The organism is Streptomyces sp. NPDC014894 (assembly GCF_043080985.1).
Classification (GTDB): Bacteria; Actinomycetota; Actinomycetes; order Streptomycetales; family Streptomycetaceae; genus Streptomyces.
Genome location: NZ_JBIBWD010000016.1, coordinates 108910 through 121761 on the forward strand (window position 1 = coordinate 108910; position 12852 = coordinate 121761).

The window sequence follows — 12852 nt, forward strand, 5'->3', positions numbered from 1 at the left end:
GGAGTCCCCGGCACGGCCCCTTCGTCCCCACCCCGCCTCAGCGGGGCGCTCGCCGACGGGGGATCACTCGGACTCGTACCGGATGCCCTCGTACGCCAGCCACTGCGCGTAGGTGTGGAGCCCGTGGTGGAGGTCCACGGCGGGCTTCCACCCGGACGGCCGGACCGGGTCCATGACGGGCTCCGGGGCCGACGGGGCCGACGGGCCCGCGTCCGGCCGGGGCGGCGCGGACGGCCCGGACGGCGCGGGGACGGTCTCCACCGGGACCGGACGGACCGCGGACCGCACCCGCTCGGCCATCTCGGCCCTGCCGATCGGCTCCGGGTCCGGCAGGAAGAGGGGGCCCGACGGCGGCGGGGTCCCGAGCACCGCCGCGAGCGCCCCGATCAGATCGGCGGTGTGCAGCGGCCGCAGCGCCCCGCCCGGCGGGTCCGTCACGATCACCGGATGGCTGCGGAGCGCGCTCCACACCATGCGCCCGATCGGCGGGCCGGCCGAGCAGCCGGGACCGTACAGATCGCCGGTGTGCAGCACGGACGTGGTGCGGACCGTGCCGCCGGCGCGGTCGAGGAGGCGCACCACGGCCCGGGGCCCCAGGCCGTCGCCGTGCTCCGCCGTGAGCGGGCGCAGATCGATCAGCGCGTCGAGTCCGACGGGCGCTTGGCCCGCCGAGGGGGCGGCGGCGACCCGGTGGCCCCGGTCGGCGAGCCCCCGGCCCACCTGTTCGCCGAGCGGGGTCGCCCCGCCGATCAGTCCGATGTCACGGGCCGTGCTCCGGCGCGGCGTTCGCGCGGCGGCCGGCCGGCCGCCCGCCTCCAGACCCGCTTCGACGCCCGCCCGGGCGATCTTCGCCAGCCCTTCGCGGATCTCGGCGATCCGTTCCTCGCCCTGCGTGTGGCTCACTCCGCCGGGGCCGATGGTGGCGAGCGACTCGGCGAGGGCGGGTGTCTGGGAAAGGTCGGTGCCCCGTCCTTCCCGTCGATGGACGAATCCCATGGTGAAAGCGGTCAGCCAGGTGCCCCGAACCGCCTCCGGATCGGCTGCTTCGGTCAACCCGAGGTTGGCCGATTTAAGGCTGTCGACGCGTATGCCGGAGCCCTCCAGATAGTCCTCGCACTCCAGATGGAGCCAGCGCTCCGGACCCGGTCCGTCCACGCGTACCGTGCACTGCGCGACCCCGTGCTTGAAGAAGGGGACGACCCGCAGGCCCTCCAGCCGCGCGCCCTCGTTCCCCGGGCGGTCGCCGGGCAGGAAGCAGACCGAACGGCGCGGTCCCCGGAAGGCGTTGCCGGAGATGCTGCCGTGGTCCTCGTGCTCGGCGAAGCTGGGCACCGAGACATAGCCCGGGATCCGGTTGGCCCGCAGATACTGGTACATCAGGATGTCGTCGGGCCAGGCGTCGAGACGCTGTCTGCCGTACGCGACGAAGCCGGCGGCCACGCGGCGCGGCAGGATGATGGCGACACAGGGGAAGTACTCGTTGACCGCGCCGACCCAACGGGCTCCTGCCATCGCGCCCAGACGCACGGCCGCGCCGTTGCGCGAATCCCACAGGGCGAAGAGGGCGAGCGCCGCGTCCGGCATCTCCTCCACCGCCGCGCGGGCCCGTTCGAAGAAGGAGTCGGACAGGATCATGTCGTCCTGGACGACGAGCTGGTGCGTGGCGCCCTCCTCGACGGACGACCAGGCGGCCAGCGCCGTCCGCAGCACCGACGGCCGCCCGGCCGGATCAGGGTCCATGACGACCCTCAGGGCGCCGGGGGGAGCCGACTCGGCCAGTCTCCGCGCCGCGGGCAGGCGCTTGGGGTGGGTCATCACCGCGCCGCTGATGCGATATCGCGCCACTGATCCTCCGCGCTCCGGTTCCTGATGGACTGTTGAATTCCGCATCCTTGATGTCCTTCGCCTATTAATTTCGGACAGTGGGGTGGGGCTTTCGAAGGCTGCGGGGTTCTGAAAAGGCACCCTGGTTTCAGCCGACGAAGATCGTCATGCTGGCAGCACGCGAACCACATGCGTATCACCAATAGAGGAGTCCGCATGACCGTGAAGACCGATGCCGAAGGCGCCGACGCCATCGAATCCGTGGCTTCCCGACTGGAGAAGCTCCGAGGCAGCAAAGTGGTGGTGACCGGCGGAGCCGGGCTGGTGGGAAGCAGACTCACCGCCCTGTTGCGCGGGGCCGACGCGGAAGTCACCGTGCTGGACCGGATGGACGCCTATCCGGATTCCACGCATGAGCTGTTCGGTGCTCAGAAGATTGCCACCCGGCTGGTCGTCGGCGACATCCGCGACCGGGAACGGGTACGGGACGTTCTGCGCGATGCCGATTATGTCGTCCATGCCGCTGCTTTCGCCGATGTCGCCGCCTGCACCCGGCGTCCGGATATCGCCTTCCGGGCGAATATCGAGGGAACGGAGGTCGTCCTGGAGGAAACGGCCGCCGCCGATGTGCGGCGTCTCGTTCTCATCTCCTCCGCCGCGGTGTACGGCAATGGCGTCGCCCCCGCCGAGGGCGCCCAGGTCTTCGCCGAGGACCAGCCGGTGCACCCCTTGTCCGTATACGCGAACTCCAAGCTCTGGGCCGAGCACCAGACCCGGCTGATGCTCGGCGGCACCGGGACCGAGTACTCGATCCTGCGGTACTTCTCCGTCTACGGCGACCCGCAGGTGCCGAAGCCGGGCAGCCACTCCTGGATGGTGGCCTGGCTCGCCATGCACGCCCGGCTCGGTCTGCCGATGCGCCTCAACGGCGGCGGCGTCCAGGTGCGCGACCTCGTCCATGTCGACGACATCGCGGCGGCCACCGCGCTCGCGCTGGTCGAGGACGGGGTGGTCGGCGAGACCGTCAACGTCGGCACCGGCGTGCCGACCTCGGTCCGCGAGGTGGGCGAGCTGATCGCCCCGCACTTCCCCGGCTCCGAGTTCATCATCACCCCCCGCCCCGCCGACGACCCGCTCGGCGGCTACGCGGCGACCGACCGGCTCCACGAGCTGATGCGCTGGCGGCCCGGCATCACCGTCCGCGACGGGGTCGAGCGCTATGTGCGCTGGCTGACCGCCACGCCGGAGGCGGTGCCGAACTGGCTGACGGAGCCGGCCGCGTGACACCTTTGGCACAGACGGCCGGGCCCCGGCCGGGCGCCGAGGAAGGCCGCACGCTGGTGAGTCACACCGGGTCCTACATCTGGACGCTGCGCCAGTCGGTGGGCAGCAGACCGCTGCTCGTCCCCGGCGCGCAGATCCTGCTCCGGGACGGCGCGGGACGGATCCTCTTCCAGCAGCGCGCCGACAACGGCGTCTGGGAGATCCCGGCGGGCGCCTGCGAGGAGGGCAGCGACTTCGCCGGCACCGCCGTCCGCGAACTCCAGGAGGAGACGGGGCTGCGGGTCGGGCGCGAGGATCTGGTCCCGTTCGGCTCCCTCTCGGACCCGGACGTCCACACGCTCACCTACCCCAACGGCGATGTGACCCACTGCTTCGCCCTCTGCTTCCTGGCCCGGACCTGGTCCGGGACGCTCGCCCCGGACCCCGGCGAGGTGGTCCGGGCCGAGTTCCGCGACCCGGACGACGCTCCGGCCCCGCTGCATCCGCCGACCGCCGTGGTGCTGGAGATGCTTCGGGAGTTCGACTCCACGGGAAGGTTCCAGGCACGGTGAACGACCTCGATCCGATACGCGCGGCGGTGCCCTGCCGGGCCTGTCTGTCCGGTGAGGACCTGGACTGGCTGGGCGGCAGATCCGTCAGCCTCGCCCTGGACCTGACCACCACCGTGACGGCCGCCGCCGTACCGGCCGCTCCCGTCCCGGCCGCCCGCGCGGCCGGGACGGGGGGCTGGCCGGACCAGGTGTGGGAGTTTCTGCGCGGCCGGATCACCGGCCTCGGACCCGAACCGCCCGCCGTCACGATCCGCAGCGACGCGCCCTCGGCGAGCGGACTGTCGTCCTCGACCGCCCTGATCGTGGGGCTGTTCCGGGCGTACACCGGCGCCGCGGCGCCGGGCATCGGCCTCGGCACGCTCGCCCAGTGGGCCTACGAATTCGAGTTCGCCCACTTCAACGGCGGCGGGATGGACCATCTGGCCGTCGTCGAGGGCGGTGCGCTGCTGCTGGAGGGCAGGCCCGTCGGGCTGCCCGGCATTCTGGCGCGCCACGAGTTCCCCCGTCAGTGGGCCGTGGTCGTCGTGGACTCGGCGACCCGCAAGGACACCAGCGACCACATCCGTGTGGTGCGGGCCCAGCTCGCCGACGGCGATCCCGCGCTCTCGCTCTATCTCAAGGAGGCGGACCAAGCGTCGGCCGAGGTCTGGGAGGCGATGGGCACGGGCGACCTCGACGGGCTCACCGCCGCGATGGACCGCGCCCACGCCGCCATGCGCGACCGCCAGGGGATGTCCACCCCGCTGCTGGAGGAGCTGCGGAAGGCCGCACTCCGCTCCGCCGGCCTCCGGCTGAAGCTCAGCGGGGCCGGCGGAGGCGGAGCCCTGGTCGGGATCTGCCGTACCGAGGATCTGGCGGAGACGGCCGCCGCGCTGCGGCCGGCCCTGGACGCCGTCCACCCCGCCGCCCGGGTGATACCCGCCCGGGCGGCGGTCGGACTGGCCGCCCGGGAGACGGACGGCAGGACCCCGGTCTAGATGAAGGGGTCGTAGTCACTGCCCAGCTCGGGCGTCACCGCTTCGGCCGCGATCTTGTCCATTTCGAGGTTGGAGCGGTGACGCGCGCAGTGGAAGAGGCAGTCCCGGCTCGGATCGATCACCCCGCGGTCCGAGTTCTGCCAGATGTCCGGCAGCCGCTCGGTGACCGCGTCGCCTATCTTCGCCTGTGAATTGCCCCGGTGGTAGGAGCAGACATAGACCCCGGACGGGGTGATGAGCGTCCGCAGCTCCGCCACCTTGCAGTGGTGGTACTCCTTCGGCTGCACCGCCCCCACCCGCTTGCGCAGTGAGGTCAGGGTGGAGGAATTGATGATCTCGAACGAGCCGTCCGCCCACTGTTCGGCCTCGGCCAGCTGGTCGTCGACGGACTTCAGGATCTCCTCGGCCACCTGGATCACATGGTGGCCGTCGTCGAACATCGCCTTCGTCTCGAAGTAGTCGCAGCCGATGTCACGCGCCAGCCGCGCCGCCTCCAGCACCTCGTGGTGATTGCTCACCATGGTCCCGTCCCGCTTCCGGCGAGTCATCACCAGGAACGAGTAGCCGAGCGCCCCCTTCTTCACCTCGGCCAGCATTCGCATGTTCCCGACAACCTTGTCGAAGACGCTGCGGCCCTTGCGGTCAGGTCTGAACACGCCGTACGTCTCACTGGTCCCGGCGTCCATCGAGACGCGCACCCACGACGCGTACTCGGCCAGTTCGTCCAGGTTCTGCTGGATCATGGTGCCGTTGGTGACCACGCCGAGGGCGACGCCGGCCTCGCCGAGGACACGCAGCACATTGCGGGTGCCGCGGTGGGCCAGCGGCTCCCCGCCGCCGATGAGCACCACACCCCGCACGTTCATCTCTATGAGCTCTTCGGCGAGCTCGGCCAGTCGTTCGGGAGTGAACCGCCCCTGGTTCAGCAGCTTTCCGCTGATGCACTCCGGGCAGGCGAGATCGCAGAAGGTCGTCGGATCCAGGTCCACCACCAACGGCCCGGAGGAACGTTTGCCCTCCGCCGCTTCGAGCACTCGGGGCCAGCCGGAGGGCTGGTACAGCTTGGACACCAGGTCAAGACGGTCGAACGTCAAAATGAGCTCCTGCTGGTCAAGAGAACGGGGCCGGACGGCCCCCGTGTTCTCGGTGTTTCGACGGGGCGGTGCGCTGTGCCCCGCGCCCTGTCCATCGGGCGCTCCGCTGCCGGTGCGGCAGCGGCGGGGCGGGCCTCTGGCGGTCATCCCTTGACGGCTCCCGAGGCCAGGCCCGCGGCCACGCGGCGCTGGACGAAGAGGAAGAAGACGACGACGGGCAGCGCGGTGAGCGTGGCTCCCGCCATCAGCGCGCCGTAGTCGGTGCCGAAGCTGGTCTGGAAGGTGACCAGCCAGATGCTCACGGTCTGCTTGTCGGCGCTGGACAGCAGGACATACGCCAGGACGTACTCGTTCCACGCCTGGACCAGGGAGTAGATGGAGGTGGCGACGAGGCCCGGGGCGAGCAGCGGCAGCAGCACCCGCCGGAACGCGCCCGCCCGGGTGCAGCCGTCGACCATCGCGGCCTCCTCCAGCTCCACCGGGATCGCCGCGATGAACCCCCGCAGCAGCCAGACGGTGAAGGGCAGCATGAAGACCAGATAGGTCAGGATCACCCCGGTCAGACTGTCGGTCAGCCCGGCGTCGCTGAGCAGCAGATAGATCGGGATGATCAGACCGGCCAGCGGGATCATCTGCACGGAGAGAATCACCAGGACGAAGGCCTTGCGCCCGGCGAAGGCGAACCGCGCCACGGCGTAGGCGGCGAGCACCCCGATGAGCAGCGAGATCACCACGGTTCCCGCGCCGATCAGCACACTCGCCCGGACGCTGGACCAGAAGGTCTCGGACGCGATCGCCCGGCGGAAGTGCTCCAGGGTCAGGGCCGAGGCCCAGAAGGACGGCGGATCGCTGCGGATCTCCGAAGCGGGCCGGAAGGCGGTCAGCAGCATCCAGTAGACAGGGAAGGCCATGACGGCGCAGAACAGCAGCCCCAGCGCGTCGGCCCGCCGCGACCGCCGGCCGGCTCCGCGCCGGCGGCGGGGTGCGATCCTCACTCGGCCTCTCCCATTCTGACGAGCTGACGGACGTAGACGACGGCGCCGACGAGCAGCAGCAGCACGGTGATCACCGCGATGGCCGCCCCGGTGCTGTAGCGGTTGACGGCGAACGACTCGATGAAGGAGTAGACGCCGAGGAGGTAGTACTCCTTCTCGGGCTGGCCGGTGCGCATCAGCCAGATCTGGTTGAAGACCCCGAAGTTCCAGATCGCGGTCAGCGTCGCCACCATCACGAACGCCGGTTTGATGACGGGGAAGGTGATGTGGCGGAAGACCTGGCGGGGCTCGGCGCCGTCCACCCGGGCGGCCTCCTCCAGCTCCTGCGGCACCTGGGTGAGCGCCGCCTGGAGCGTGATGGCGGCGAACGGCAGCGCGCCCCACACCACGACGGCCACGATGACGGCGAATCCCTGCCAGGGATCCTCGAACCAGTTGTGCTTGGCGAAGTCCAACCCGGGCAGCCGGCCCAGCAGCCAGTTCACGACCCCGTAGTCCGCGTCCACCAGCCAGCGGAAGACGGAGGCCGCGACCATCACCGGCATCGCCCAGACGGTGACCAGGACCCCGGCCATCGTCAGCCGCACCCAGGGCGAGACCCGCCGCATCAGCAGCGCGACGAGCATCGCGGCCGTCATCGTCACCACGGCGCAGGCCGCCGTGAAGAGCGCGGTGCGCCCGACGACCTCCCAGAAGAAGGAGTCGGAGGCGATGGTGCGGTACTGCTCCAGACCCGCCCACGGCGGCGGGGTCCCGGCGAACAGCTCCCTGCGCGTCATGTCCTGGAACGACAGCGTCACCAGATCGACCAGCGGATAGCCGAGCACCGCGAGCAGCGCGAGCACGGTCGGGGCGATGAGGAGGTACGGAACCGTCCGCCGCACCGCCGAGGGGCCCCGGCGGCCGGGTCCGGAGCGGGCGGACTGCGGGCGTGAGGGCACGCCGGTAGGGCGTGGCGGACCTGCGGTCACCATGCGGGCGAAGCTCCTCGCGTCGTCGTTCGCGGCGCGCCCGGCGTGCACGCGGGGTGGGCGCAGGCGTCGGCCCCTCGGCCGGTGTCAGTTGTCGTTGACGAGTTCGTCGATCTCGCGGTCGGCGTCCTGGGCGGCCCTGAGCACGGACTTCTTGCCGGTGGCGATGGACTGGAGCATGGAGGGGACGATGTTGGACTTCTCCACGGCCGCCCAGCCGGGGGCGAGCGGGGTGACCCAGCCGCGTTCGGCGGCGCGCGCGGCGGGCCCGTTGATGCCGTCGGCGGGCACGTCGCGCAGCTGGACGGTGTTGTTGGGCAGGGTCTCGGCGTCGATGAGCCGGCGCTGCGAGGTGTGGTCGGTGAAGAGCTTGATCCACTCGTTCGCGAGCCGCTGGTTCCCCGATTTGACCGGTACGGCGAGGAGTGAGCCGCCGAGGAAGGGCGGCATCAGCTCGCCGGAGGGGCCGGGGAAGGCGAAGGTCGCGAACTTGCCCCGGAGGGCGGGGTTGCCGCCGGCCCGGCCGTCGGTGGCGGCCTCGGCCTCCCAGGTGTTGCCGTAGAACATGCCGACCTTGCCCTGGCCGACCACGGCCGGCTCGTCGGCGTTGTCCTTGGAGCGGTCGCCGACGTAGTAGGCGTCGAGCAGCTTCTTCCAGGAGGTGAGCCCGGCGACGGACTTCGGGGAGGAGAGCGCCCCGCGCCAGCGGCCGTCGCGCTCCACCGCCATCTCGCCGCCCGCGTCCTTCACCCAGGCCATGGCGGCGTACCAGTACCGTCCGGGCATGTAGAAGGCCGAGAAGTTCTTGTCGGCCGACCCGAACTCCTCCTTCAGTTTGTCCAGAACCGAGAGCATCTCCTCGTAGCTGCGGGGAGCCTCGGTGACGCCGACCTTCTTGAGCAGATCGGTGCGGTAGATGCCCACCCGCGCGCCGGCGTAGTAGGGCACACAGTAGGTCTTGCCCTCCCACTCGCAGGCGTCGGCCAGCGCCGGGAGCCATTCGCCGGAATGGTCGTAGTCTTCCTTGTCCACCGCCGTGAACGCGCCATTGATGATGTAGTTGGTGGTTTCACTGTTTCCCATTTCAACTACATCGGGAACGTCCTGGCCCGCGAAGGCCGCGTCAATCTTCTGGTTCTTGCTGGTCCACTGCTGGTACTGAACCTTGACTTCCGTCTCGGGATATCGCTCGGCGAAACGTTTGTTCGTGGAGGCGACCAGATCGGGCCAGCTCTGCCGGGCGTCCTCGGTGAGCCAGACCGTCAGTTCGTCCTGCTGTCCGCCGGAGTCCGGGGAGCCTCCCGAACCGCACGAGGCGAGCGTCGCCACCAGAGCGACGGTCCCGACAATCGAGGTGAAGCGAGGTAAGCGCCAGGGCATGGGTCTCCACCTTTCGAGGACGGGCTGAACCGGGCTCCTATCTACCCAGGGAAGAGCGGCAAACTACCCAGGGGGCGCTTTTTGGCCAGGATGGATCACTGAATTATGGAACGTTCTTGCTACACATAACCCCCCGGTCAAGGGGGTGCAGGTCAGGAGGAACACCGCACAGCGGCTGATCAGCCGTTCTGAATTGACGCAAAATACTATGATGCACCTCTTGGGTGCCCTTGACGGTGACGCCCCTCCTGCCTCATTTTTCTCCAGGTGTCTCCCGCGTCACCTATCGAAGGGTGTGGCACGTGATTAAGCACGGCACGACTACTGGCGAATCGGCCACCAGGCCGATCCGGGTCAACTCATGGAACGGCTGGGACCCACTGCGCCATGTCATCGTCGGCAGGGCCGACGAGGCCGTGGTGCAGGCGCCCGAGCCCGCGGTCCGGCGCGACTTCCCGGACGACGGGTTCCCCCTCGGCACCTACGGCCCGATGCCGGCCGAGATGACCGCCGAGGCCAATGAACAGCTCGACGACTTCGCCGACATGCTGCGCCGCCGCGGCATACGGGTGGACAGACCCACCCCGGTCGACTTCAACCAGAAGGTCTCCACCCCGGACTGGGAGCAGGAGACCATGTCCGGGTGCATGCCCCCGCGGGACATCCTGCTCACCGTGGGCAACGAGGTCCTCGAAGCGACCATGTCCTACCGCAGCCGCTGGCACGAGTACCTCGCCTACCGGCCCATCCTGCAGGAGCTCTTCAAGGCCGACGAGCGCATGCGCTGGGAGACCGCGCCCAAGCCGCGCCTCACCGACGCCAGCTACAACACCGCCTTCTGGGACACCTACAACGAGCTGCCCACCGATGTGCAGCTGGCCAAGGTCCGTGACTACGACCTGGTCCTCACCGAGGAGGAGCCCCTCTTCGACGCGGCCGACGTCGCCCGCTTCGGCAAGGACCTCTTCGTCCAGCTCTCCTTCGTCACCAACCGCAGCGGCTACGACTGGCTCAAGCGCCACTACCCCGACCACCGCGTCCACGCGGTGACCTCCACCAACACCCACCCGCTGCACATCGACGCCACCTGGGTGCCGCTGCGCCCCGGTCTGGTGCTGCACTGCGGCGAGCGCCTCGCCGACCAGGAGCTGATGGACTTCTTCAAGCTCAACGACTGGGAGATCGTGGAGGCGGTGCAGCCCGCCAGCTGGGACCACCCGCCCAAGCTCTCCTACTGCAGCCCCTGGCTCGCGGGGAACATGCTGAACCTCGACCAGAACACCCTCTGCATCGAGGAGAAGGAGGTGCGGCTCTCCGAGCAGCTCGCCTCCTACGGCTTCGAGATCGTGCCGGTGCCGTTCCGGTCCGTGGGCCCCTTCGGCGGCGGACTGCACTGCGCGACCGTCGACATCGAGCGCGACGGCGACTGCGAGGACTACTTCCCCCGCCGGCACGGACGGTACTGATCCACCATGGGCGCCCTACGGCCCGGCGGGCCGTCCGATGTCAAGGCCGTGATCTTCGACTTCTACGGCACGCTGGTCCGTATGGTGCCGCCCCTCCCGCCCCGCCACGACACGTTCTTCCTGCGCCGGGGGCTGCCCGAGGCCGCCGCGCGCTGGGGGGACCAGTGGTCGGCCGGACCGCGCGACGGCGAGGAGCATCTCGCCCACTCCGCGGACGAGGAGACCTATACGGCCTGGGAGCGCGAACGGCTGCGGCTGCGCGCGCTGGACTGCGGGGTGCCCGGGGACCAGGCCGAGGAGCTGGCCGCCGAGCTGGACCGGGCGATCAAGCGGCTGCGGGTCGAGCTGTTCCCCGACGTCCGGGCCGTGCTCGCGCGACTGCGCGAGCACGGCCTGACGGTCGCGATCTGCTCCAACTGGTTCTGGGACCTGGGCCGGGCGCTGGACGAGGCGGGCATCGGCGATCTCGTCGACGTCGCCGTGACCTCCGCCCGGGCCGGGGCGCGCAAACCGCACCCCCGGATCTACCGCGCCGTGCTCGACGAGTGCGGCGTCGCTCCCGGACAGGCGCTCTTCGTGGGGGACATGTGGGAGCCGGACGTGCTGGGCCCGCTGGCCCAGGGGATGCGCGCGGTCCATCTGTGGCGGCCCGACCGGGCCGTGCAGGGAGCCGCGCCGCCGCTGCCCGGCCGGGCCGAGCGGATCGACGGGCTGCACGCGCTCACCGGGCTGCTGTAGCCCGGTGCGAGAGCCGGTCCAGCACATTGCGGGTGACCCGGACGACCCCGGCGTCCTGCTCCCGGCCGCACACCACCGGCCAGTCGGTGGTGCCGGCGGCGAACACCGTGCCGCCCGCCGTGTGCACGCCCATCGTCGCCGCGCGGGGGCCGGACTGTCCCGGCTCCCGCTCGGGGCAGTTCCAGTGACCCCACTCGAGATCGTGGAAGCTCTCGTTCACCGGGTCCAGGACATAGATCCCGAGAATCCGGAAGGAGTCGGGAGTGCCGTCCGCCCCGGTCGCCCGCGCCACACCGTGCTCGTCGTACGCGAAGGCCGCGCCGTCGCACTCGTACCCGATCAGCGGGGTGCCCGCGCCGAGCGCGTCCGGCTCGCCGCCGTCCGAGCCGTCCCGCAGCCCCGTTCCCTCGAAGACCCAGTGGTCGGCGTGTTGCACGGTGTACCCCGCGCGCGGCCGGTCGCCCGGCCAGTCGCCGGGCCACATGCCGCCGTTGCGGAAGCTCATCCCGGTCAGCGCGTTCTCGGGGTCCCCGGCGCCCTCCGGCGGCCGGGGCCACCACAGATCGGTCGCCGGCAGATGCGGATAGTCGTCGCCCACCCGGTGGTCGGTGTCCGAGACGAACGCGGTGTTCCCGTCGACCGGGTGCACCCGCCACCAGCAGGTGTTGGCGCTGAAGTACGCCACATTCCCGCCCGAGCGCACATGGGCGTCCACATGGTCGCGCATCGCCCGGCTCCAGTACTCGTCGTGCCCGACGCTCAGCAGCAGATCGTAGGGCGCGAGCAGCTCCGGGTCCTCGTGGAGATCGAGGTCGGTGCAGTACTCGACCCCGTAGCCGCACCGCTCCAGCCAGGCGATGAAGGGAGCGTCCCAGTACGCCAGATCGATGACCCCGCCCGGCCGGTGCAGACTCAGCCGGTGCCCCCGCGGCTCGCCGTCGGAGCCGTCCTGGTAGACCGGGTTCTCGTAGAGATTGCAGCCCCGGGTCAGCTCCTCGTTGTTCGACTGGTTGTAGGCGTGCCGGGTGTACGTCGACTTCTTGTAGAGGATCCGCCCCCGCAGCCCCGGAACACGCGGTCTGACGACGAAGAACTCCCGGGCGAACCCCTCGATTCCGGAGTCGTCCAGCAGCGGGACCGACCGGGCCCGTCTCTCGTCGCCCTCGATCAGATGGGCGAGATAGATGCCCGGCGTCCACTCCTCGGGCGTGGTGAAGGCGTACGCCGGGAAGTCCCAGGCCACCGCGGGCGAGGCGTGCCCGGCGACCCCGTCCGGATGCGGCGGCGGGGCCTTGAACTCCCCCCGGAACGGCTCGGACTCCGCCAGGAGGGTCAGCTTCTCGCCCAGCCGGTAGAAACGCACCCGGAACTCGTCGGCGTCCGTCGACACATGGAGTGTGAGAACCTCACCGGCCGTCACGCTTTCGCGGTTCACATAGCCTTCGATCATATGCCCTCCCAGTGCCCTTCCGCTCATTTCGAGCGATCCGTGTCGGGCCCGATGCTAAAAGATGATTTCCCCTACAACAACCAATCGGGGAAGATCGGACGTTCCTCGGTTGATTCAGGCCA

At 70.2% G+C, this 12852-nt stretch carries 11 protein-coding genes; 5 read left to right on the forward strand and 6 right to left on the reverse strand.

Features of this window, described 5'->3' with window-relative positions; translation table 11 throughout:
* Positions 1-63: 63 nt before the first annotated feature.
* The gene (locus ACF089_RS30285) at positions 64-1845 is read right to left on the reverse strand and encodes a hypothetical protein (RefSeq protein ID WP_392033447.1); all 1782 of its coding nucleotides are present in this window, start codon (positions 1843-1845) and stop codon (positions 64-66) included.
* A gap of 195 nt (positions 1846-2040) precedes the next feature.
* Here ACF089_RS30285 and ACF089_RS30290 point away from each other — a divergent pair, with 195 nt between their 5' ends.
* The 3 genes from ACF089_RS30290 to ACF089_RS30300 are packed head-to-tail and all read left to right on the forward strand — an operon-like array spanning position 2041 to position 4636.
* On the forward strand, positions 2041-3108 hold the full coding sequence (locus tag ACF089_RS30290) for an NAD-dependent epimerase/dehydratase family protein (protein WP_392033450.1): 1068 nt from the start codon (positions 2041-2043) through the stop codon (positions 3106-3108).
* A gap of 56 nt (positions 3109-3164) precedes the next feature.
* Positions 3165-3659 (forward strand): NUDIX domain-containing protein, encoded by a 495-nt coding sequence (locus ACF089_RS30295; protein WP_392033453.1) that lies wholly within the window; start codon positions 3165-3167, stop codon positions 3657-3659.
* A complete protein-coding gene (locus ACF089_RS30300; protein WP_392033456.1) occupies positions 3656-4636 on the forward strand; it encodes a galactokinase in 981 nt (326 codons plus the stop codon). Before ACF089_RS30295 ends, ACF089_RS30300 begins: the two co-directional genes overlap by 4 nt.
* Here ACF089_RS30300 and ACF089_RS30305 read toward each other — a convergent pair.
* The 4 genes from ACF089_RS30305 to ACF089_RS30320 form a co-directional block, all read right to left on the reverse strand.
* The gene (locus ACF089_RS30305; RefSeq protein WP_392033458.1) at positions 4633-5730 is read right to left on the reverse strand and encodes a radical SAM protein; all 1098 of its coding nucleotides are present in this window, start codon (positions 5728-5730) and stop codon (positions 4633-4635) included. The genes ACF089_RS30300 and ACF089_RS30305 overlap by 4 nt on opposite strands.
* Before the next feature lie 143 nt (positions 5731-5873).
* Entirely contained in the window at positions 5874-6719 is an 846-nt protein-coding gene (locus ACF089_RS30310; RefSeq protein ID WP_392033539.1) for a carbohydrate ABC transporter permease, read from the reverse strand.
* A gap of 2 nt (positions 6720-6721) precedes the next feature.
* Positions 6722-7699, reverse strand: a complete 978-nt coding sequence (locus ACF089_RS30315; RefSeq protein ID WP_392033461.1) for a carbohydrate ABC transporter permease — start codon at positions 7697-7699, stop codon at positions 6722-6724.
* 84 nt (positions 7700-7783) lie between these two features.
* Positions 7784-9076 (reverse strand): extracellular solute-binding protein, encoded by a 1293-nt coding sequence (locus ACF089_RS30320; RefSeq protein WP_392033464.1) that lies wholly within the window; start codon positions 9074-9076, stop codon positions 7784-7786.
* Positions 9077-9378: 302 nt separating this feature from the next.
* Between ACF089_RS30320 and ACF089_RS30325 the strand changes: the two genes are divergently transcribed.
* Both ACF089_RS30325 and ACF089_RS30330 read left to right on the forward strand, forming a co-directional pair.
* The gene (locus ACF089_RS30325) at positions 9379-10542 is read left to right on the forward strand and encodes a serine/threonine protein kinase (RefSeq protein WP_392033467.1); all 1164 of its coding nucleotides are present in this window, start codon (positions 9379-9381) and stop codon (positions 10540-10542) included.
* Between the two features lie 6 nt (positions 10543-10548).
* The gene (locus ACF089_RS30330; protein WP_392033469.1) at positions 10549-11280 is read left to right on the forward strand and encodes an HAD family hydrolase; all 732 of its coding nucleotides are present in this window, start codon (positions 10549-10551) and stop codon (positions 11278-11280) included.
* On the opposite strand, the gene ACF089_RS30335 is transcribed toward ACF089_RS30330, so the two are convergent.
* Positions 11264-12730, reverse strand: a complete 1467-nt coding sequence (locus ACF089_RS30335) for a N,N-dimethylformamidase beta subunit family domain-containing protein (protein WP_392033472.1) — start codon at positions 12728-12730, stop codon at positions 11264-11266. The two genes, ACF089_RS30330 and ACF089_RS30335, sit on opposite strands and share 17 nt — an antisense overlap.
* Positions 12731-12852 lie beyond the last annotated feature (122 nt).

Bases quoted from the DNA above. Each gene is read 5' to 3' on its own strand.
- ACF089_RS30290 (WP_392033450.1), top strand. From the start codon at position 2,041: ATGACCGTGAAGACCGATGCCGAAGGCGCCGACGCCATCGAATCCGTG.
- ACF089_RS30315 (WP_392033461.1), bottom strand. From the start codon at position 7,699: ATGGTGACCGCAGGTCCGCCACGCCCTACCGGCGTGCCCTCACGCCCG.
- ACF089_RS30320 (WP_392033464.1), bottom strand. From the start codon at position 9,076: ATGCCCTGGCGCTTACCTCGCTTCACCTCGATTGTCGGGACCGTCGCT.
- ACF089_RS30330 (WP_392033469.1), top strand. From the start codon at position 10,549: ATGGGCGCCCTACGGCCCGGCGGGCCGTCCGATGTCAAGGCCGTGATC.
- ACF089_RS30335 (WP_392033472.1), bottom strand. From the start codon at position 12,730: ATGATCGAAGGCTATGTGAACCGCGAAAGCGTGACGGCCGGTGAGGTT.